This is a genomic window from Terrimonas alba (genome assembly GCF_042434975.1).
In the GTDB taxonomy this organism is placed as follows: Bacteria; Bacteroidota; Bacteroidia; order Chitinophagales; family Chitinophagaceae; genus Terrimonas_B; species Terrimonas_B alba.
The window spans coordinates 535,289-555,664 of sequence record NZ_JBHMQM010000002.1 but is presented as its reverse complement, the minus strand read 5'-3'; the positions used below and the strand labels follow the sequence as shown (position 1 = coordinate 555,664).

Sequence of the window (20,376 nt, the reverse complement as noted above, 5' to 3'; positions counted from 1 at the left end):
GTGTTTTGCAATCGCAGGTTAAGACTTCTAACGGATATGATAGTTTAAAAATTATAATCGTCAGGCTAACTCCAGCACCGTGATCTCCGGCAGAATACCTACCCTGCCCGGGTAGCCGATAAATCCATAGCCCCTGTTCACATACAATTTTTGGGCAGCCTGTTCATATAGCCCCGCCCACTGCTGGTACACATATTGAACAGGGCTCCAGCGAAACCATGGCAGTTCAACACCAAATTGCATCCCGTGAGTATGCCCCGAAAGCATCAGGTCAATATCCCTGTATTTTGTTCTTACTTCTGCATCCCAATGCGACGGATCATGGCTCATCAATATTTTAAAGGGATACCCATCAGCACCTGCATATGCCTTTGCCATATTGCCATATTTTGGAAACCTTGCTTTGGCACTCCAGTTCTCGATTCCCAGCAACGCAATTTTATCATTTCCTCTTTCTAACACTACATGCTCATTCATTAATAAACGCCAGCCCATGTCGGCATGAATTTGTTTCAGCCTGTCGAGATTAGCCGTCTTTTCTTCGTGAGTATTCCATTCAACATAATCACCATAATCATGATTGCCCAAAGTTGAATAAACACCCATCGGCGCATTCAATTTTCCAAAAATCTCGACATAATCTTTCATCTCGTCGGCGGTATTATTTACGAGATCACCGGTAAAAAGGATGAGATCGGGCTTCTCATTCAATATTTTTTCCACACCCTTAAATACCGCATGTTTGTCCATCAGGCTGCCGGAATGGATATCAGATATATGAATAATTTTTAATCCCTTAAACGCTTCCGGAAGATTGCCGAAAGCCAGCGGCACCCTCTTTACCTGGTAATGGTATTTGTTTCCAAAACCATTCATGAGTGTAGCAAACAATCCACCACCAGCAATCATGCCTGTCCAGCTTAAAAAAACTGACCGGGATATTTTTTCAGACTCTAAAGCACCGGACCCTTTATTGCCCTGAAAAACCTTACCGCCCGTCCATTGAAGCAGGCGCCGGATATCATCGATTAAAAAGAATAAAGCCGCTATCAACTTAGCAATGAACAGCCCCAGGATAATAGCAAATATCGTGGTGCGCAGAAACCGGGCCTGGTGAGCAAAATGCAAGTAGGGAAGAATTAGTAATACCACTATCGCCGATACTGAGATTACCCAATAGCCTGAATAAATAAAAGTTCTGATCCGACCACTTGCCGGCGAGGCAATGACTTTAATTGCCTGGAACACATAAAAGTCCAGCAATACCATCAACATGATTAAGATCCACCAGACCGGAGAGTTTCGCATGAATAAGAATTTGAGTGCAAAGATAACCGGGAAATATCCCTATTGTTTTGCCGAACACTTATTTTTGCCTGATTGACTGCCGGGAATGGGCAAAACTTAATTTTGCGGTTTTGGTAATCAGCGACAATTTTACTATAAACTGCCTGGCTTATAATTTTTAATTAAAAAACTGCAGGAAAAACCCCGATGGCAAGAATAATTGGTGTAGCAAATCAAAAAGGAGGCGTTGGCAAAACCACGACCGCTATTAACCTGGCGGCAAGTTTTGCAGTGTTGGAATTCAAAACCCTGCTGGTGGACGGTGATCCGCAGGCCAATAGCACTACCGGCGTAGGCTTTGACCTTCATAATATTACCCAAAGTTTGTATGACTGCATGGTCAACCAGGCTGCGGCCAGGGACGTGATTCTGAAAAGCGATATCCCCAACCTGGATCTTCTCCCCTCCCATATTGACCTGGTAGGTGCTGAAATTGAAATGATAAACTATCCCAGCCGGGAAATGGTGATGAAAAACCTGTTGGATGCCGTAAAAAATGAATATGATTTTATCATCATCGATTGCTCACCTTCGCTTGGCCTGATAACGGTAAATGCCCTAACCGCTTCAGATTCGGTGGTAGTGCCTGTTCAATGCGAGTTTTTTGCGTTGGAAGGTTTGGGAAAACTGTTGAATACGATTAAAATTGTCCAAAGCCGCTTGAATACAGCGTTGGTAATTGAAGGAATATTGATGACCATGTATGATGGCAGATTACGTCTTTGCAACCAGGTGGTGAGTGAGGTCAGACGCCATTTTGAAGATATGGTATTTAATACCATAGTACATCGAAATGCCCGGTTGGCGGAAGCACCCAGCGTAGGTAAGCCTGTAATATTATATGATGCCAATAGCAAAGGCTCGATGAACTACCTGAATCTTGCCAAGGAGATATTGCAGAAAAACGATATGACAAAAATTAAAAACGAAGAAAGAATACTTGAACTATAAGGGAAGGTAACGGGTGCAGGGAGTGTGTCAGGACGCAAACCTTCAACCTCAAGCCTTCAACCTTAAACCTCTTATGATGACGAACCCCAAACAAAATAAAGAAGCCCTGGGTAAAGGAATCCGTTCATTGCTGCAAGGTATTGATAGTGATCTGAAAACCGGAACCGGTGCTTTGAAGCCTGCTGTAGTAGAAAATGTTACCGGTATCAACCGCATCCCTGTTGACCAGGTAGAAGCTAACCCCAAACAACCCCGCCGTGACTTTGATGAGCAGGCTTTGAAAGAATTAGCTGAGTCGATCAAACTACACGACATCATTCAACCGATAACGGTTACCAAACTGCCATCAGGTAAGTACAGGCTTGTCGCAGGTGAACGTCGCTGGCGGGCATCAAAAATGGCCGGATTAAAAGACATCCCGGCATATCTGCGCCAAAGCAATGACCAGGATCTGCTGGAATTGGCATTGTTAGAAAATCTGCAGCGGGAAGATTTGAATGCCATGGAAATTGCCCTCAGCTATAAGCGGATGATGGAAGAATTGGACTATACCCAGGAACAGGTTGCAGAAAGAATGGGCAAAGACAGAAGTACAGTTGCCAATTTTATCCGCTTATTAAAACTTCCACCCGATATTCAATTGGCAGTTCGCAACGGCCAATTAAGCATGGGACATGCAAGAGCATTGATCAATGTGGATACGGTTGACAAACAACTTTACATTTATAAAGAAATAAAGGATAAAGGTCTTTCTGTACGACAAACAGAAGACCTGGTTCGCAATCTTTACAAACAAAGTGGCGCTGTTAAAAAAACTTCAAAAAGCTCCCTGGCTCCTGCCTACCAAAAAATTGAAGATAACTTAGCGTCCTATTTCAGCACAAGGGTTAAACTAAAACACAGCCGTAATGGTAATGGACAGATCATTATCGACTACTACTCGCAGGAAGAATTGAATAAGATCCTGGAACAAATGGATGTGCGGGTTAGCTAACCGGATGCAGATTTATGGCGTGCTGTCATCATTATCATAAATGGAATGAGAAATAAAAAAGTTTCGGGTTGTCTTTTGCTTTTGTTGATTTGTCTTACAACAATTCCTTTCCCACTTTTTGCCCAGGAAAAAGAAGTTTTAAAGTCAGCTGACTCATTAAAAACAGTAACCGCTGTCATTGATACTACTTCACCGGAAGGGAAAAAGGTAAAGAAGATAAATGTGTACAATCCTAAAAAAGCAGCCTTGCGGTCTGCTATTATTCCGGGCTGGGGACAGATTTACAATAAAAAATATTGGAAGCTGCCAATTGTCTACGGTGCGTTAGGAATTACAGGCTATATTTTTTTTGACAACATAAACACGTATCGGGAATATCGACATGCCTATGCTGCAAGATACACAGCAGCATTACCGAAACCTCTTAACGACTCCACTGAATATAATAAGTTAAAAGAAATTTATAAAATAATAGAACCTAATTCTATCCGGGCGGCCCGGGATGAATTCAGGCGTTATATTGATTACTCTGTTCTATTCTTTATTCTTTTTTGGGGACTAAATGTCGTAGATGCCGCAGTAGATTCCCATTTAAAAAGTTTTGATGTGAGTCCCGATCTTAGCTTTCGTTTTAAACCAGGCCATAGTGAAATGGCCGGAACTACCGGGCTAAGTTTTGTAATGAATATAGGAAAGAAGAAACCTGCTCTTCTGCCTTCAAGGTTCTAGAATTAACCTTGTAAGAATAGAATTTCCCATCAAGGTTTAATCAAAAAATAAATATTTTTATACAGTGCTCGTTGGGGGCTTTTCCTATTTCAATAAATGGGCTATGGCATATAATTTGAAACCAAGCCTGAAAAAAACCCCATGAAAAAACTTTTTTTTCTTAGCACCTCGCTTTCTTTAATTATCAGTTTAGCTTTTTTTTCTTCCTGTACCAAAAATGATACGAAAACAGATGGCAAAGCAAAGCTAGCAGTCTATCTTACGGATGACCCGGGTGATTACGACGAAGTCAATGTAGACATACAGGATGTACAAATCAATCTTACTACCGATACTGAAGGTGGATGGCAAAGTTTACCTGGTGTTGCCAAAGGCGTTTACAATTTATTAGACCTTGTTGACAACAATGATACCTTATTGGTAGATGCAGATATCCCTGCCGGTAAAATTCAGCAGATAAGACTGGTATTGGGAAATGACAATACAATTGTAGTGGATGGCGTGGAATCATCGCTTGAAACGCCCAGTGCACAACAATCAGGTTTGAAACTTAATATACACCAGGATGTAGAAGCGGGCCTTGTTTATAAAATGATACTGGACTTTGATGCATCCAGGTCAATAGTTCATACTGGCAGCAATAAATACATACTGAAACCTGTTATCCGTACTTCACTTGAATCGGTTGGTGGCAGCTTACGCGGCGTAGTTGTTCCCTCTGATTCACTGACAAATGTTTTAGCTATTCAGGGAACCGACACTGTTGCCGGAACTTATACAGGACCAACGGGTGGTTATTGGATCGGGGGCCTGGCCGCAGGTTCTTATTCCTTACATTTTCTTCCTTCAGCCAGCTTTGCTGATACTGTAAGAAATGATATTGTTGTTACCAACGGATCGGTGACGGTAGTAGACACCATGTTCCTGAAATAATTATATCGCCCAACCTTGATTTGAAACCATGCACCTTTCGTGCATGGTTTTCTTTTTATATCAACCATTTTTACCAGTAAAAGGCTGCATGACTACATAAACTATCATTAACTTCACAGCCTTAAAAATCAAACTGAACTTCACCATGAATATTGCTTTGATCGGGTACGGAAAAATGGGAAAAGCTATTGAAGAAATTGCCATCGCCCGGGGACATACCATTGTTTTAAAGATCAACGATGAAAACCTGCAGGATTTCACCAAAGAAAAGGTTTCGAAAGCGGATGTAGCCATTGAATTTACCAGCCCTCATAGTGCCTTTGATAATGTAAAAAAGCTACTCGGGTACGGAACCCCTGTAGTTTGCGGTTCTACGGGTTGGACGGAAAAAATCGGCGAGATCAATGATTACTGCAATAAACAAAACGGAAGTTTTTTATACGCCAGCAATTTTAGCGTTGGGGTCAACATTTTTTTTGAACTGAATAAAAAATTAGCTGCACTGATGTCGCCTCATGCCGAATACGAGGTCAGCATGGAGGAAATACATCATACACAAAAAAAAGATGCACCGAGTGGTACTGCCATTACATTGGCGGAACAGATATTGAAGGAAGTGCCGCGAAAAACAAAATGGGTAAATAACCCGGCGACGGCTGCGTCTGATCTTCCTATTATCAGTAAACGAGAAGATCCTGCTCCCGGCACACACAGTATTAAATATTCATCGTCGATTGATGATATTGAAATCATTCATACTGCTCATAACCGGCAGGGCTTTGCGTTGGGGGCCGTGCTGGCCGCTGAATTTATCAAAGACAAGAAAGGCGTTTTCAGCATGCAGCAAGTACTGGGCCTGTAAAAGCTTCTCACAACTTTAGATATCCATCAACCTGCTATTGACTTTTGCCAAGCTCTCCCATCCATATGAAATATCGATTCGTTATTTTATTGCTGATATGGGTTTCCCTGCGGGCAAATTCTCAACATCATCAAATTGATTCGCTTTCTACCCTTGCGCAAAAAACAATGGGCACGAAACAAGTGGAAGCTTATGTGTCATTAGTCACTCTTACCCGTAATTCTGATCCTGACACTGCTATCTTTTTTGCAAAAAAAGCTTATGCAATAGCGGAAGAATCCGGGAATGCCTGGTCCAAAATGATCGCCTACAATGCGATGGGCAGCATACTGCATGTGCGTGGCAGCTACGATCTTTCCTTAAAATATTACCGGCAGGCATATGAACTAGCCGAAGCCGCAAAAAATGATTCACTAAAAGCAAGTGCCCTTACCGGCATAGGAGCATCGCTGTGGCAGGTGGGTAAACATGCTGAATCATTAGAGCATCATTTCCGGTCACTTCGCATCAGGGAAAGGATGAATGATACCAAAGGCATCATCATTGCCAAAAACAGTATTGGCATGGTGTACCAAAGCCAGGAGAAATTACCATTGGCAGAAAAATATGTAAGCGAAGCCCTGGAGTTGCTTAAAACTTATAGCGACCCGAGTCTGCAGATCAACACCATGCATACCTTGGCAAATATTTACGGCATGCAGGGAAAAATCAAAGAAGCATTCGCCATTGACCAGCAGGGATTGGAACTAGCTGAAAAAACGAACAGCGAACTGGCCAAATCATTATTCTATGATAACATGGGTAATTGTTACCTGTATGGCAACCCTCCCAACTATCCTAAGGCAATTGAATTTTTTACAAAGACATTAAAAATAGACTCTGCTTTCGATAACAAAAAACAAATGAGCGACAGCTATGTAAACCTTGGAGATGTTTTTTTCCAGCAAAAAAAATATGCCGAAACTATTCCCTATCTCCAACGCTGTATTGTTTTAGCTGATGAATCTGGTTATGTGCAGGGAAAACTAAAAGCGTTGCAAATGCTGTCAACAGCCTACCAGCAGTCAGGACAACTCAACGAAGCTTATCTATCGTTGAAAAACGCCATGCGGGTTAAAGACAGCCTCGTCAATACCAGTAGTGAAAACCGGATAGCTGAAATGCAGACCTTGTATGAAACAGAGAAAAAACAACAACAGATCAATCTCCAACACGAACAATTAAGTAAAAAGAATTTTATCCTGGTTGGTACAATCCTTTTGTTTTTGTTACTGGGGTTGCTTGCATTGTCAGGCTGGTTACGCTACCGCCTGAAACAAAAAGCAAAATTGCAGAATGAAATCATCCGCCACCAGGAATTGTCAACAAAAGCAGTGATAAAGGCGGAAGAAGATGAGCGTCAACGGATAGCCCGTGATCTGCACGATGGTGTTGGACAAATGATGAGTGCCACCAAAATGAACCTATCGGCACTGGAGTCGGATATTAAATTTGAGACAAAAGAACAACAAGTATCTTTTGAAAAAATCATCAATTTGGTAGACGACAGTTGCAAAGAAATACGCAGTGTCTCCCATAACATGATGCCCAATGCCCTGTTGAAAAAAAATCTTTCATCGGCCATCAGGAATTTTGTAGATAAGATGGATAAAAAATCACTGGAGGTTCATTTGTATACGGAGGGTTTGGATGAAAAGCTCGATTCAAATGTGGAAACCGTATTGTATCGTGTGATACAGGAGTGTGTGAATAATGTGATCAAACATGCTGAAGCAACAACATTGGATATATCTATAGTAAAAGACAACAACAGCATCAGCGCTACCATTGAAGACAACGGAAAAGGATTTGACATTAGTGACAAGGAAAAAATAGAAGGCATTGGATTAAAAAATATTTTAACCCGGGTAAATTATCTCAAGGGCACGGTTGACTTCGATTCTGCTCCTGGCAGGGGAACCCTGGTGGCTCTGCATATACCGTTGCCAGGTTGATATTTTTTAAAATATTTATTTTTTATAATGCGGCATATTTCTTGATTCTGAATAGTCTGATGCAAGGCAATTTTACAACACTAAATTTTTCAGTTTAGTTTTGCAGCCATTTTATAGTATTTTGGAAACGAATGAAGAATGGCAAAATCATACTGGCCCTTGTGGACGATCACCAGATCGTAATCGACGGTTTGGTTTCTTTATTGAAAGGCGTTGACAAATTCAGTTTTGCCTTTGCGACCACCGATCCGGGAGAAGTATTAAAAAAGCTGGAAGAACAACCCGTAGATATTTTACTCACTGATATCATGATGCCCGGTATGCCGGGTAACCTGTTGGCCAAACAGGTGAAAGAAAAATTTCCCGCCACGCAGATCCTTGCTCTTTCAATGAATGGAAGTGCTGACCTGGTCAATGAAATGATCAATGAAGCAAATATTTCAGGCTACGTGTTGAAAAATATCGGTAAGCAGGAACTGATAGAAGCACTTGAAAAAATTGCCAGCGGTGGTATTTATTTCAGTGAAGAAGTATTGGCAGGCTTGCAAACTAAGCAAAGTGTAAAAAAAGAAAATTCGGCCGCTCATCTTACCGACAGGGAAATGGAGATTATTCGCCTCATAGAAAAGGAGTACAACAACAGGCAAATCGCTGAAGCCCTCTTCATTAGCGAACGAACAGTAGAAACACACCGGAAAAATATATTCCGAAAGACAAATACCGGCAGTGTAATCGGTCTGGTGAAGTATGCCTATGAGCATAAACTGATCTGATCATCTTTTTGTTACATCGCCTCACATCCTTCTTCCATACACTTTATCCTTTCGCCAATTCGTTTATAAAAAATCCGGTAAGCATACATTATTTCTGCCTAGCTTTTTGGCTTAAAACCCAATTGCATGAACAGGAAAATTGTTTTACTGGCCTTTGGCCTTTTTATCACTATTCTCGGATTAGCACAAATACCATTGATCGTAGCTCCCAGCGGCGGCAATAAGAAAGCCTCGGTAAGTGAACGCATCGGTCTCACGGATGTAACGATTCATTATGACCGCCCGGGTGTAAAAGGAAGAGAAGGAAAAGTGTGGGGACAACTCGTACACATAGGATTTATCGATCAGCAATTTGGCAGCAGCAAATCGGCCCCATGGAGAGCCGGCGCCAATGAAAACACGACGGTTGAGTTTTCTACTCCTGTTAAGATCGAAGGACAAGATTTACCAGCAGGTACCTATGGATTCTTTATCGCTTACTCGCCGGAAGAATGCACGTTGATATTTTCCAAAAATTCCACATCGTGGGGTAGTTATTTTTACAATGATGGGGAAGATGCATTGCGGGTAAAAGTAAAACCGGCAGTATTGGATAAAAGTGTAGAGTGGCTGAAATATGAATTCATGAATCAAACAGAAAACACTGCAACCATCGCTTTGCTTTGGGAAAAACTGATGATCCCGTTTACGGTTGAAGTAGATTATGTAAATGCACAACTCGAATCGTTCCGCAAAGAATTGAGAACCGAAAAAGGATTTATCTGGGAAAGCTGGAACCAGGCGGCTGCATGGTGTTTGCAACGTAATGTAAATCTCGACCAGGCACTTCTCTGGGCCGACTCCGCTACCAGTACTAATTTTGGTGGCGATAAATCATTCCAGGCATGGAGCACCAAGGCTCAGCTATTGGATAAGCTCAACCGCTCTGCCGAAGCGGCTGAGATCATGAAAAAATCAATGGCTTTTGCAGGCATGAATGAAATACATCAATACGGCCGGCAACTGTTGCAACAAAAAAAGAACAAAGAAGCGTTGGAAATATTTAAAACCAATTTTCAAAAAAATCCGAACCAGTTTACAACGCTGATGGGATTGACAAGAGGTCATTCCGCAAATGGCGATTATAAAGCAGCATTGAAATATGCCAACCAGGCCTTGGCGCTGGCGCCTGATACCAACAATAAAAACAATGTATCAACGATGATCGATAAGTTGAAAGCAGGGGAAGATGCTAATTAAGAACGAAGTCAGAGGTACGAGGTCAGATGTCAGATGTCTGACTTCTGACCTCAGCCTTTTAGTTAATTACAACCTATTACTTCACACAGTTTTTGTTCCAATGCCGGGCCACGCAGGTTCTTGGCAATGATCTTTCCATCGGGACCAATCAAAAAGTTTTGGGGTATGCTCTGCACCCGGTATTGTTGGGCGACCGCATTATTCCAAAACTGCAAATCGCTGACATGCGTCCAGGTCAATTCATCTTTATAAATCGCCTGCAGCCACCTTTCTTTTTGCCCGGGCCTGTCAAGCGAAACACCTAACACTGTAAAATTTTTGCTGTTGAACTTTTTAAAATTGGCCACTACATTCGGATTTTCCTGGCGGCAGGGGCCGCACCAGCTGGCCCAAAAATCAAGCAGCACATATTTTCCCCTGAAAGATGAAAGCGAAACGGGAACACCAGAGGTATCCGCTTGTGTGAAATCCATTGCCATGGTTCCCACAGCGTTAATCCTTGCTTCTGCAATATTTTCTTTGAGATAAGTACCGTACATATTTTCCAATGCGGCGGGTTTTAAGCTATTCAACCTTTGCTCCGTTACCATAACATCTTCATTCAACTGCATGGTTGCCGCTATTAAAAACGCACTGACGGGTGATGATTTTCTTTTAGTGATAAACTGATCAATTGACTGCTGGATATCTGCTTTGATTGTCCTTGTAGCAGCTTCAAGGCTATCTGACCGTACACCCATCTGCAACTGCTGATTTATTTTCATCAGCTTTTCAAACTTAGGATCGAATGTTTTTTTGAAATCTGCAAAATCATTGTGAGTTTTTGAACCGCTGATTCTGATATTCTTCAACTGGTCTATATCGCCTGAAACTCTGACTGATGAATTATCCAAAAAGGTCATAACCGTTTTACCACTACCCATTCCCAAATTAAGCAGCATAGGTTCCTTCAACTCGTGGGTAAGCACAAATGCACCTTGCTTAGCGTTCGCTTTTGCCAGCGTATCTGCAGGACGGTTTACATCTGAAATCGAAACAATGGCACCATCTTTAAGCCCTTTCACTTTACCGGTAATAACGAGCTTTTTCTGGGCATTTGCCAGCAAGGGAAGCATTGCTAAAACGACTACTAATCTTTTCATATTCATGCACATCAATTTTTGTCTGCAAACAAAGATAATTTCTTTTTTTAGCCGGTAAAAGCAAGCCAGCTTACGAAATGACAGACTTAAGGAATTGTTTAACAGAAACTTCCTCGTTTGTACTGCCTTCCAACGCCTTTACAAAAGCACTCCCAATAATAGCGCCGTTGGCATAGCGGCAGGCTTCATCAAATGTTTGCTTGTTTTTAATCCCAAATCCTACCAATACAGAATTACGAAGTTGAAGACTTTTAAGTTTTTGTAAATAACTGGCAACAGCAGTCATATTTTTATCACTGCCTGTTGTAGAGGATGAAGACACAGCATATAAAAACCCGGTGCTTAGTTCATCCAGCTTTTTTATCCTTTCATCGGATGTTTCAGGGGTTACCAGGAAAATAAAATCAAGACCTTGCTTTTTTATGATGTTCCCGTATTCTGTCTCAAATTCATATTCGGGCAGGTCGGGAAGAATCAGGCCGTCAATACCTGCTGCTGCCGCATCCACACAAAATTTTTCAAAGCCATATTGCAACACTGGGTTCATATAGCCCATTAATATCACAGGGATACTAATGTCTTTTCTAAAATCTTTTAACTGCTCAAAAAGCTTCTTTATTGTCATCCCATTGGCGAGAGCAACGGTGCTGCTGGCCTGTATCACGGGACCATCAGCTAACGGATCGCTGTATGGCATCCCCAATTCGATGATATCGGCGCCATTTTGCTGCAGGGCCTTCATTACCGGCACTGTGCTATCAAGCGTGGGATAACCCGCGGTACAGTAAACATTCAGTATGCGTTCATTTTTCTTTTTAAACAATGCTTCAATCCTGCTCATTCAAACTATTTTTCTGAAGATGTAATAGAATAGGTTTCGTCATCAATCGTCAGGTAATTATACCGCGGATAGCTATCAATATCTAAAGTAAGATGGTAGACACTTCCGGTTTGCACCGAAGGAGTAATTTTAAAACTTACCAACACGGTGTCCCCTCTTCTTTCAGTTACGAGTTGTTCTTTCTTAAAATCCGCAGGTAAACATTTTTCAAACTCATAGCGTTCGCCACCAAAGTTGGAATTCATCCGGAAATAAGTTTGTTGCTCATTACAATCATCAGCTACCTTTTCAAATTTCAATTTATGCTCGACATAGGGCTTACGGCCGCAGCAAATAAAACAAAAGTTAATTACAACAAGTAAGGCCGGTATAATCCTGTTCATTCGGGTTATTTTATATATTTCATATAAGTGGCAAGATCCTTATCTCCTCTCCCGCTCAGGCAAACAACGACGATATCATCCTTTTTAAATGTCATTTGTTTGAGTGCTGCCAATGCGTGGGCACTTTCGAGGGCCGGAATAATTCCCTCCAGTTTTGCCAGATTAAAAGCAGCTTCCAACGCCTCATCATCTGTTGCACTTAAAAATTTTGCCCTGCCGCTGTCAAACAGGTAAGCATGTAAAGGACCGATGCCCGGATAATCCAATCCAGCCGAAATACTATGCGGCTCTACTACCTGTCCATCCTTTGTTTGCATTACCAGACTTTTACTTCCGTGCAAAATGCCGGGCCTGCCCAATTGCGATGTGGCTGCACTATGACCACTTTGAACACCCATGCCGGCTGCCTCTACAGCTATCAGCTCAACTTTCGGCTCTTCTAAAAAATGATAGAATGCACCGGCGGCATTACTACCACCACCAACACAGGCAATAACATGCGATGGTAATTCCGATCCCGTTTTTTCTCTTAATTGAACTCTTGCCTCTTTACTGATCACACTTTGAAACCTGCCCACCATATCCGGATAGGGATGAGGTCCTACTACCGATCCAATGATATAATAAGTATCATTCGGATTATTGATCCAATCGCGGATCGCTTCGTTGGTGGCATCTTTTAATGTTTTGCTTCCACTGGTAGCGGGTATTACGGTAGCACCCAGCATTTTCATTCTCGCTACATTGGGAGCTTGCCGCTCGATATCTTTCTCACCCATGTAAACGATACACTCCACACCTTTCAAAGCACATACAGTGGCAGTGGCTACACCATGTTGCCCTGCTCCTGTTTCCGCAATGATTCTTTTTTTGCCTAACCGCTGCGCCAATAAAATTTGCCCGATGGTATTATTGATCTTATGAGCGCCGGTATGACAAAGATCTTCCCGCTTGAGGTATATAGTAGTACCGTGTTGTTCGCTCAATCGCCTTGCATGATACAATGGAGTAGGTCGGCCGGCATAATCCTTCAACAGTTCCTGGAATTCTTTTTGAAATGAATCAGACTGAATGATCTCAAGATATTGGGTTCTCAGTTCTTCCACATTTCTATGCAGCATTTCAGGAATATAAGCTCCCCCGAATTTTCCATAGTATCCCTGCTTGTTGGGATGAGTATATTGTTTTGTTTCCATTTATTTTTATGTCCCCTTTTTATTTTTCATTGCTTGATTCGCTCTGCGAAGTCTCCGACTTCGCAGCTTATATGCCAAAAGTCGCAGACTTTTATATACACTCCACATCAATTATCCCTTTGCCCAAAATATAATTCGACGCACTGGAATAAATATAGTCTTCCGGACTATGCACAATTCCTGCTCTTACAGGATTCTCATGAATATAATCAAGCTTGGTTTTCGTAAACTCATAACTATAACACTCTTCCGGGTGACTATCATTTACCCATATTTGCTTGATCTCGTTATTAGGATTGATGCGACCATAATAGTTAAACTGGTGCACCATCCACTTCCTCCTGCTTTCCGCGTCGCTTTCAATAATAGGCATCATCACATGATGTGTATATTTTTTAAAATCCCTGACAATATCACATAATGATTTCTTTTGTTTATCATTAGCCCTAGCAATCAGGTGAATATGATTGCTCATAATCACATAAGCATTTAAAATAAGCTGCCCGTTTTGTTGAGCAAAGCGGAATGAGTCCATAACAATATCGCGGTACACTTTTCTTGTAAACAGATCAATCCAGCCACATACAGTAAAGGTTAAAAAATGAGTGGCGAACTGATCCCTTATTGCATAGCCCTCCCGAAATTGTGCTCCACTCATATTTTACTTTTTATTTTCATGTCTGCGACATGAGTCATTGTGACTGCGAAGTCGGAGACTTCGCAGAGCTATTTCTTCAATGCCTGCAAAAATTTCAACAGGAGGGCCATATCTTTTTCACCCGGCTCTTTATCAAACTGGCTGTTAAGATTTATTCCATAAAAATCGGAGTGACGAAAAGCTTTTATATCCGCAGCATCCTTAAGACTGATTCCCCCGCTTAAGAAAAAAGGCTTTTCTATGCTGCATTTGTCCAGCAGCGACCAATCAAACTGGTGGGTGGTACCGCCAATATCTTTCCTGGAAGATCCGGCATCGAAAAGATAATAATCACAAACCGCATCATACGGTTCAATCATTTTATCAATGTTAAGATTAGCACTACCACCCAGTTGAAAGGCCTTGATCACTTCTACTTCGCTGCTCAGGTCCTCACACATTTCAGGACTTTCATTTCCATGCAACTGCACTACATCCAAACCGTAGTCGTCGATAGCATCGAGTACATCGATCATCTCCGGGTCCGCAAATACTCCCACTTTTTTGATGTCGAAATCTGCCTTCTTTAATTCTTTTTTTGATAGCTTATCGCCGGGATACTGCGGCAGATCTTTCAAAAAAATAAATCCTGCATAGTCAATATTCAGTCCATCCAGTTGTTTCAACTGTTTTAATGAAGTAATACCACAAACTTTTATGTTCATAATTTCATTCCAGGTTTTTTGGGGCTAATCAGCCCTTCAGGTTCTTTACAAATCGCTTCACCTTTTCAATGTCCTTCACACCTGCTGCTATTTCAAACCGACTGTTGATATCGATAGAAAACATTTTTTTTGCCACCAGTTCCTGTGAAAATAGTTTCAGATTTTCTTCATCGCCAGGTTCAATACCCCCGCTTAATACGAACAGCTTTTTTATATCTGCATCCTTCAGGACGTTCCAGTCGAATTTTTTTCCTGTACCACCATACCCCGCTCCCATCGTGTCAAACATATACATATCGGTGCCTTCATGGTAAGGCCGGGTGATCCACTCTATCGGATCGTTATCAGACAAGCGAAATGCTTTAACCACTGTCACGTAATTCGCTACCTTTTCACAAAAGAAAGGTGTTTCATCACCATGCAACTGCACCATGTCAAGCCGGTAATCTTCCACCGTCTTCATCAGCTCTTCATAAGCCATATTCACAAACACACCCACTTTGGCAATATGACCTTTTATCTGCTTCATTTTCTCCGGCGATATCTTATTGGCCACATAGCGGGGCGACTTATGATAGAAAATAAAGCCGGCGAAATCAACCCCCATTTCATCCAGTGCCCTAACCTGTTCAGGCAAAGTCATGCCACAGACCTTGATCCTGAAATCTGCCTTCTGTTTGCCAGGGGACGAACCCATTTGATTGGTTGTTGTGTTATTCATAGTTTGACCAGTTTTAAATAGTAACTGGCTAAACAATCGTTATCCATTCAGCGCTGCTACAAACTCAGCAAAAGCTTTACCGGGCTCTGCTTCTTTCATAAAAGTTTCTCCGATCAAAAATCCTTTAAATCCTGCCTGCCGCAGAGTCGCCAGCGTTTTAGCACTGCTGATCCCGCTTTCGGCCACGGCCGGTTTGTCCTTCGGTATTTTATCAATCAGCTGCAAAGAAGTATTAATATCTACTTCAAAGGTTTTCAGGTTACGGTTGTTCACCCCAACCAAATCTACTTCATCGCAAATATGCTCCAATTCTTCCTCATTGTGAATTTCCAACAGCGTTTCCAGGCCAATACTTTTGGTGAAGGTTGCTAATTGTTTTACCTCACCCGGTGTCAAACAGGCTGCAATCAGCAAGATAACATCGGCCCCAAAAGCCTTCGCCTCCGCTATTTGCCATTCATCAATGATAAAATCTTTTCTCAACACAGGTATATCTGTCACCACTTTTGTTTGGATCAGGTCATCCAGGTCGCCGCCAAAAAAAACATCATCCGTTAACACAGAGATACCAGCCGCTCCTTTATTGTTATACCATGTCACCACTTTTTCTACCTCCAGTTCTTTTGTTTTGAACCAACCCTTGCTGGGACTCTTTCGCTTGAATTCCGCAATAATACCCGTGCTACCTTCAGCCAGCAAGCTTTGTTTCAGCGAACGATTAGTTACTTCCCAAAAAAAACCTTTTTTACTAAACCGCTCAATACTGCTTAACGGTTTAAACTTTTCAATCTCTTTCCGTTTATTCGCAATAATTTTTTCTAAAATATCCATGCTATAAATTTCAAACTCAAAAATCGTAATACTATCAGACTCGTGAAAGTCCCCCTTTAGGGGGATTTAGGGGGTTTGTAATGCTATTAATTTTTGTAAAGACCGGTAGGCTTTTCCACTTTCCAAGCTGTCAACCGCCGCATGATACGCATCATCATATGTTTTATATTTCCCGGTACAATGCAAAGCCATGGCAGCATTGGCCAGCACCACGGCATTTTGTGCCCAATTTCCTTCTCCTTTTATTATCGTTGAAAATATTTTTGCAGCTTCTTCTACTGTTCTGCCGCCATAAATATCTGTAGCAGCTACCGTTCTTCTCCCCAATTGCTCAGGTGTCATGATCTTTTCTCCCTCATTGGTAATCACCTTGGTATCATTGGTCAGAGATATTTCATCATAACCATCCAGGCTATGAATGATGGTAAACGGCTTGCCGCCTAATTGCAACAGGTAGTTGTATATCCGCGCCATTTCCAAACTATAAACACCTACCAACTGAAATTGTGGCGAAGCAGGATTTACCATTGGCCCCAGCATATTAAAAAAGGTTCGCATGGCCAGGTTGCGGCGGATGGGCCCCACTGTTTTTAATGCAGGATGGAACAGCGGCGCATGCAAAAAACAAATATTCGCTTCTTCCACTTCTTTCTTTAAACGGTCATTGTCATTTTTGAATTTATAGCCTAACTGCTCCATCACATTGGAAGCGCCGCTTACGGAAGAAGCGCCGTAGTTGCCGTGCTTGGCCACTTTTTGTCCCGTACCTGCTACAATAAAGCAGGCAAGTGTTGAAATATTGAACGTATCCTTCCCATCTCCGCCCGTACCGACAATGTCCATTGTTTGATGTCCATTGAGATCAACCGGCACACAAAGCTCCAGCAATGCATCCTGGAACCCCTGCAATTCCGGCAATGTAATGCTGCGCATGAGAAACACCGTCATAAAAGCCGTCACTTCATGTTCGTTGAAGGCGCCCTTGCCAATATTGACCAATACGTCTTTAGCCGCTTCACGGCTTAATGTTTTATGCTCAAATAAATATTGTAGAATCTTTTTCATTTGCACATTTTCAAATTTTCAAATTTGCACATCATTGATTTAACCAATTAAAAAGTATCCTCTCCCCCATCGGCGTCAACACACTTTCAGGATGAAACTGCACACCCTGTACATCATAAGTCTTATGTTGCAGCGCCATGATATACCCATTATCATCCCTGGCAGTAACTTCCAGTTCTTTCGGAAAATTATCATCCGATACGATCCATGAATGATAGCGTCCCACTTCTATTTCATCGGGCAAGCCTTTGAATAGTTTACAATTGGCGGTTTGCAGTCTACAGTTTGTGGCTACGCCATGGTAGACCGTAGATAGATTTTTCAGCGTACCGCCGAATGCCTCACCAATTGCCTGCTCACCCAGGCAAACTCCCAATATGGGCTTGCTGGACGCATATTCTTTTATCAGTGGCAACAACAAACCCGCTTCTTCGGGTATACCCGGCCCCGGAGATAAAATGATCTTATCATACTCCTTTGCTTTTTCCAGCGGCAGTTCATCATTCCGATACACATCTACTTTCTCATGCAATATCTTTTCTACCAGGTGCACCAGGTTGTAGGTAAAAGAATCGTAATTATCGAATACTAATATTTTCATACCCCAAATCCGCCGCGGCGGAGGTTTATAGTTTTAAGTTTTGTAATGTTTCTCATGGCCAGGACACTTCGTAAGTCTCCCCTTTAGCCCCGATGGAAATCGGGGTAGGAAGAGATTTAGAGGGTTTCCGCCATCACAATGGCCTTCTTTAAGGCCCCCAACTTATTATTCACTTCCTGCAATTCACTTTCCGGTTTTGACGCCGCTACTACTCCGGCACCGGCCTGGTAAACCAGCGTATTGTTCCGGCTTAAAAAAGTCCGGATCATGATCGCATGGTTACAACTGCCATCAAAACCCATAAAGCCGATACCACCACCATAATAACTTCTTGATGTCGGCTCATAACTATCGATGAGTTCCATGGCTTTGAATTTAGGTGCGCCGCTCAATGTGCCGGCTGGAAATGTTTTTGCCAGCAACTCAAACGGATTACTGGCGGGTCTTACTTTACCTGTTACTTCACTCACCAGGTGAATGACATGAGAAAAGTATTGCACCTGCCGGTAGTGACTTACCACTACATCATCACATAAGCGGCTCAAATCATTTCTTGCCAGGTCCACCAGCATCACGTGTTCTGCATTTTCTTTCGCATCTTCCAATAATCTATCTGCTGATTGCTGGTCCAGGTCATCATCACCTGTTCTTTTAAATGTACCGGCGATAGGGTGAACAACGGCCTTTCCGTTTTTTATCACCAGTTGCGCCTCCGGTGATGAGCCCATCAGTTTATAGTCACCGTAATCAAAAAAGAATAAATAGGGTGATGGATTGATATTACGTAACGCCCTGTACACATTGAATTCATCACCGCGGAATTTTTGCTCGAAGCGCCGGCTCAACACAATCTGAAAAACATCACCACGATGACTGCTGGCAATTCCTTTTTTCACCATGTCCATGTATTCTTCATTGGTCAGGTTCGATTTTTCATCGTCGTAAGCCTGGAAAGGATAAACAGGTAGATCTTTACTCCGAATCAATGATTCTAAAACGGCCAGCTCCGATTCAACCCCAGCCATTTTGTTTTCGCAGATAAACAATTCATCTTTGAAATGATTGATGGCAATGACGTATTGATAGAGACGATAGCGCATGAGAGGAATGGGAGTCGTGAGTTTGGAGTCATGAGTCGTGAGTTTTATTGTATCAAAAAACTGAACGGCATCATAAGTAGTATAACCAAATAATCCCTGGGCAAATTTACCTTCCTTTGTCTCCGGGGTTTTTGGGTCAAAGCGCTGCATAAAATCCCAAAGCAGTTGTGGCACTTCATTCACATGATTGATCGCCATCTTCTCCGGCTTTTGTCCCGGCAGTTTGAATTCAATGCTTTTGGCCGTGCTGATTTCCATACCGGCGATAGCATTGATACCAATAAAGGAATAACTGTTTTCAGCCGAATGGAAGTCGGAGCTTTCCAGCAAGATGGTATCCCTGAAACGATCACGCAACCGCAGGTAAATACCAACCGGCGTAAACACATCCGCCAACAATTTTTTACAAGATGTTTGAATTTCAATTTTCTTCATAATAACCCTCCTAAATCCTCCCTAAAGGGAGGACTTTGTAACCTCCCTTTCAAGAAATCTTTTTATTCGTAGTTTATCTGACCTTAAGTTCACCAAAGCCCCCTTCAGGGGGTTGGGGGTAATAAAAAACCCCGACTTTGTCGGGGCTTCTTGATAATACGTTTATTTACAAAATAGTAATAGCATTACATCACCCCTGAAGAGCCAGCATGCCACCACCACTGAATATTTTTTATCATTTGCTTCATTGCATTGCAAATATGCGGGAGAAATTTTAGTTGAACAAACTTTTATTCCGAAAATCATGGGCTAATTTTAATTTTTATCAATAGTGCTATGATTTCAAAATATAAGGAACACATATTTACGGTGCCCGGCTTATACAATTCCGGCCCGGAACATTGGCAATCTCACTGGGAGCAGGAGTTTGGTTTTGTACGCATTGAACAAAAAGATTGGGAAACACCTGTTTGCAACGACTGGATACAAACGATTGATAGTACAGTAACGCAATACCTGCTGCAGGAAGTGATATTGATCGGTCATAGTCTTGCCTGTTGCACCATTGTGAGATGGGCTGAAAAATATCAACGCATTATCAAAGGGGCATTATTGGTGGGACCCAGTGACGTGGAAGCTCCTTCTTATCCGCCGGGCACAACAGGTTTCTCACCAATGCCATTATTCAGGATTCCCTTTCCATCTATTGTTATCGCCAGCAGCAATGATGAATACGTAACAATGGCAAGAGCAAAAGAATTTGCCATGAATTGGGGAAGTGAATTGATTAACGCGGGTGAACTGGGGCATATCAATTCAAGCTCGGGATTGAATAAGTGGCCCTTTGGAAAATCAATTCTACAGAAGCTGATATAAC

At 42.1% G+C, this 20,376-nt stretch carries 21 protein-coding genes; 9 read left to right on the top strand and 12 right to left on the bottom strand.

The window, feature by feature from the left end:
- Positions 1 to 60 precede the first annotated feature (60 nt).
- Positions 61 to 1,308 carry a metallophosphoesterase gene (locus ACFEL9_RS07205; protein WP_385887710.1) on the bottom strand — a complete coding sequence of 416 codons (1,248 nt, stop codon included), beginning with the start codon at positions 1,306 to 1,308 and terminating at the stop codon, positions 61 to 63.
- A 186-nt stretch (positions 1,309 to 1,494) separates the two neighbouring features.
- Here ACFEL9_RS07205 and ACFEL9_RS07200 point away from each other — a divergent pair, with 186 nt between their 5' ends.
- The 8 genes from ACFEL9_RS07200 (at position 1,495) to ACFEL9_RS07165 (ending at position 9,822) form a co-directional block, all read left to right on the top strand.
- Entirely contained in the window at positions 1,495 to 2,298 is an 804-nt protein-coding gene (locus tag ACFEL9_RS07200) for a ParA family protein (RefSeq protein WP_385887707.1), read from the top strand.
- A 76-nt stretch (positions 2,299 to 2,374) separates the two neighbouring features.
- Positions 2,375 to 3,292, top strand: coding sequence for a ParB/RepB/Spo0J family partition protein (locus ACFEL9_RS07195; protein WP_385887705.1), 918 nt, complete (start codon positions 2,375 to 2,377; stop codon positions 3,290 to 3,292).
- A 45-nt stretch (positions 3,293 to 3,337) separates the two neighbouring features.
- A complete protein-coding gene (locus ACFEL9_RS07190; protein WP_385887702.1) occupies positions 3,338 to 4,021 on the top strand; it encodes a DUF5683 domain-containing protein in 684 nt (227 codons plus the stop codon).
- Between the two features lie 141 nt (positions 4,022 to 4,162).
- Entirely contained in the window at positions 4,163 to 4,954 is a 792-nt protein-coding gene (locus tag ACFEL9_RS07185; RefSeq protein ID WP_385887700.1) for a DUF4382 domain-containing protein, read from the top strand.
- Positions 4,955 to 5,099: 145 nt separating this feature from the next.
- On the top strand, positions 5,100 to 5,816 hold the full coding sequence (gene dapB, locus ACFEL9_RS07180) for a 4-hydroxy-tetrahydrodipicolinate reductase (protein WP_385887697.1): 717 nt from the start codon (positions 5,100 to 5,102) through the stop codon (positions 5,814 to 5,816).
- A gap of 167 nt (positions 5,817 to 5,983) precedes the next feature.
- Positions 5,984 to 7,810, top strand: coding sequence for a tetratricopeptide repeat-containing sensor histidine kinase (locus tag ACFEL9_RS07175; RefSeq protein ID WP_385887694.1), 1,827 nt, complete (start codon positions 5,984 to 5,986; stop codon positions 7,808 to 7,810).
- Between the two features lie 131 nt (positions 7,811 to 7,941).
- Positions 7,942 to 8,583: a response regulator gene (locus tag ACFEL9_RS07170; RefSeq protein WP_385887691.1), complete on the top strand. Its 642-nt coding sequence runs from the start codon at positions 7,942 to 7,944 to the stop codon at positions 8,581 to 8,583.
- 126 nt (positions 8,584 to 8,709) lie between these two features.
- On the top strand, positions 8,710 to 9,822 hold the full coding sequence (locus ACFEL9_RS07165; RefSeq protein WP_385887689.1) for a DUF2911 domain-containing protein: 1,113 nt from the start codon (positions 8,710 to 8,712) through the stop codon (positions 9,820 to 9,822).
- Positions 9,823 to 9,884: 62 nt separating this feature from the next.
- On the opposite strand, the gene ACFEL9_RS07160 is transcribed toward ACFEL9_RS07165, so the two are convergent.
- From ACFEL9_RS07160 to ACFEL9_RS07110, 11 genes are all read right to left on the bottom strand, one after another.
- Positions 9,885 to 10,964 (bottom strand): redoxin domain-containing protein, encoded by a 1,080-nt coding sequence (locus ACFEL9_RS07160; protein WP_385887686.1) that lies wholly within the window; start codon positions 10,962 to 10,964, stop codon positions 9,885 to 9,887.
- 70 nt (positions 10,965 to 11,034) lie between these two features.
- A complete protein-coding gene (trpA, locus tag ACFEL9_RS07155) occupies positions 11,035 to 11,805 on the bottom strand; it encodes a tryptophan synthase subunit alpha (protein WP_385887683.1) in 771 nt (256 codons plus the stop codon).
- A 5-nt stretch (positions 11,806 to 11,810) separates the two neighbouring features.
- The gene (locus tag ACFEL9_RS07150) at positions 11,811 to 12,188 is read right to left on the bottom strand and encodes a hypothetical protein (RefSeq protein ID WP_385887681.1); all 378 of its coding nucleotides are present in this window, start codon (positions 12,186 to 12,188) and stop codon (positions 11,811 to 11,813) included.
- A gap of 5 nt (positions 12,189 to 12,193) precedes the next feature.
- Positions 12,194 to 13,384 (bottom strand): tryptophan synthase subunit beta, encoded by a 1,191-nt coding sequence (gene trpB / locus ACFEL9_RS07145; protein ID WP_385887678.1) that lies wholly within the window; start codon positions 13,382 to 13,384, stop codon positions 12,194 to 12,196.
- Positions 13,385 to 13,475: 91 nt separating this feature from the next.
- On the bottom strand, positions 13,476 to 14,042 hold the full coding sequence (locus tag ACFEL9_RS07140; protein WP_385887675.1) for an REP-associated tyrosine transposase: 567 nt from the start codon (positions 14,040 to 14,042) through the stop codon (positions 13,476 to 13,478).
- Between the two features lie 68 nt (positions 14,043 to 14,110).
- Positions 14,111 to 14,746 carry a phosphoribosylanthranilate isomerase gene (locus ACFEL9_RS07135; RefSeq protein WP_385887672.1) on the bottom strand — a complete coding sequence of 212 codons (636 nt, stop codon included), beginning with the start codon at positions 14,744 to 14,746 and terminating at the stop codon, positions 14,111 to 14,113.
- Between the two features lie 28 nt (positions 14,747 to 14,774).
- A complete protein-coding gene (locus tag ACFEL9_RS07130; protein WP_385887669.1) occupies positions 14,775 to 15,467 on the bottom strand; it encodes a phosphoribosylanthranilate isomerase in 693 nt (230 codons plus the stop codon).
- A 39-nt stretch (positions 15,468 to 15,506) separates the two neighbouring features.
- Positions 15,507 to 16,298 carry an indole-3-glycerol phosphate synthase TrpC gene (gene trpC, locus ACFEL9_RS07125; protein ID WP_385887666.1) on the bottom strand — a complete coding sequence of 264 codons (792 nt, stop codon included), beginning with the start codon at positions 16,296 to 16,298 and terminating at the stop codon, positions 15,507 to 15,509.
- A 66-nt stretch (positions 16,299 to 16,364) separates the two neighbouring features.
- Positions 16,365 to 17,363, bottom strand: a complete 999-nt coding sequence (gene trpD / locus ACFEL9_RS07120; protein WP_385887663.1) for an anthranilate phosphoribosyltransferase — start codon at positions 17,361 to 17,363, stop codon at positions 16,365 to 16,367.
- Positions 17,364 to 17,394: 31 nt separating this feature from the next.
- Positions 17,395 to 17,964: an anthranilate synthase component II gene (locus ACFEL9_RS07115; RefSeq protein ID WP_385887660.1), complete on the bottom strand. Its 570-nt coding sequence runs from the start codon at positions 17,962 to 17,964 to the stop codon at positions 17,395 to 17,397.
- 116 nt (positions 17,965 to 18,080) lie between these two features.
- A complete protein-coding gene (locus tag ACFEL9_RS07110) occupies positions 18,081 to 19,499 on the bottom strand; it encodes an anthranilate synthase component I family protein (protein ID WP_385887657.1) in 1,419 nt (472 codons plus the stop codon).
- A 336-nt stretch (positions 19,500 to 19,835) separates the two neighbouring features.
- Between ACFEL9_RS07110 and ACFEL9_RS07105 the strand changes: the two genes are divergently transcribed.
- Positions 19,836 to 20,375 carry an RBBP9/YdeN family alpha/beta hydrolase gene (locus ACFEL9_RS07105; protein ID WP_385887654.1) on the top strand — a complete coding sequence of 180 codons (540 nt, stop codon included), beginning with the start codon at positions 19,836 to 19,838 and terminating at the stop codon, positions 20,373 to 20,375.
- Position 20,376 lies beyond the last annotated feature (1 nt).

Excerpts from the sequence above, each read along its gene's own strand:
- trpA (WP_385887683.1), bottom strand. The coding sequence starts at position 11,805 with ATGAGCAGGATTGAAGCATTGTTTAAAAAGAAAAATGAACGCATACTG.
- trpD (WP_385887663.1), bottom strand. The coding sequence starts at position 17,363 with ATGAAAAAGATTCTACAATATTTATTTGAGCATAAAACATTAAGCCGT.
- dapB (WP_385887697.1), top strand. The coding sequence starts at position 5,100 with ATGAATATTGCTTTGATCGGGTACGGAAAAATGGGAAAAGCTATTGAA.
- ACFEL9_RS07175 (WP_385887694.1), top strand. The coding sequence starts at position 5,984 with ATGGGCACGAAACAAGTGGAAGCTTATGTGTCATTAGTCACTCTTACC.
- ACFEL9_RS07130 (WP_385887669.1), bottom strand. The coding sequence starts at position 15,467 with ATGAATAACACAACAACCAATCAAATGGGTTCGTCCCCTGGCAAACAG.
- ACFEL9_RS07165 (WP_385887689.1), top strand. The coding sequence starts at position 8,710 with ATGAACAGGAAAATTGTTTTACTGGCCTTTGGCCTTTTTATCACTATT.
- ACFEL9_RS07135 (WP_385887672.1), bottom strand. The coding sequence starts at position 14,746 with ATGAACATAAAAGTTTGTGGTATTACTTCATTAAAACAGTTGAAACAA.
- ACFEL9_RS07190 (WP_385887702.1), top strand. The coding sequence starts at position 3,338 with ATGAGAAATAAAAAAGTTTCGGGTTGTCTTTTGCTTTTGTTGATTTGT.
- ACFEL9_RS07170 (WP_385887691.1), top strand. The coding sequence starts at position 7,942 with ATGAAGAATGGCAAAATCATACTGGCCCTTGTGGACGATCACCAGATC.
- ACFEL9_RS07140 (WP_385887675.1), bottom strand. The coding sequence starts at position 14,042 with ATGAGTGGAGCACAATTTCGGGAGGGCTATGCAATAAGGGATCAGTTC.
- ACFEL9_RS07150 (WP_385887681.1), bottom strand. The coding sequence starts at position 12,188 with ATGAACAGGATTATACCGGCCTTACTTGTTGTAATTAACTTTTGTTTT.
- ACFEL9_RS07105 (WP_385887654.1), top strand. The coding sequence starts at position 19,836 with ATGATTTCAAAATATAAGGAACACATATTTACGGTGCCCGGCTTATAC.
- ACFEL9_RS07185 (WP_385887700.1), top strand. The coding sequence starts at position 4,163 with ATGAAAAAACTTTTTTTTCTTAGCACCTCGCTTTCTTTAATTATCAGT.
- trpC (WP_385887666.1), bottom strand. The coding sequence starts at position 16,298 with ATGGATATTTTAGAAAAAATTATTGCGAATAAACGGAAAGAGATTGAA.
- ACFEL9_RS07195 (WP_385887705.1), top strand. The coding sequence starts at position 2,375 with ATGACGAACCCCAAACAAAATAAAGAAGCCCTGGGTAAAGGAATCCGT.
- trpB (WP_385887678.1), bottom strand. The coding sequence starts at position 13,384 with ATGGAAACAAAACAATATACTCATCCCAACAAGCAGGGATACTATGGA.
- ACFEL9_RS07160 (WP_385887686.1), bottom strand. The coding sequence starts at position 10,964 with ATGAAAAGATTAGTAGTCGTTTTAGCAATGCTTCCCTTGCTGGCAAAT.
- ACFEL9_RS07205 (WP_385887710.1), bottom strand. The coding sequence starts at position 1,308 with ATGCGAAACTCTCCGGTCTGGTGGATCTTAATCATGTTGATGGTATTG.
- ACFEL9_RS07115 (WP_385887660.1), bottom strand. The coding sequence starts at position 17,964 with ATGAAAATATTAGTATTCGATAATTACGATTCTTTTACCTACAACCTG.
- ACFEL9_RS07110 (WP_385887657.1), bottom strand. The coding sequence starts at position 19,499 with ATGAAGAAAATTGAAATTCAAACATCTTGTAAAAAATTGTTGGCGGAT.
- ACFEL9_RS07200 (WP_385887707.1), top strand. The coding sequence starts at position 1,495 with ATGGCAAGAATAATTGGTGTAGCAAATCAAAAAGGAGGCGTTGGCAAA.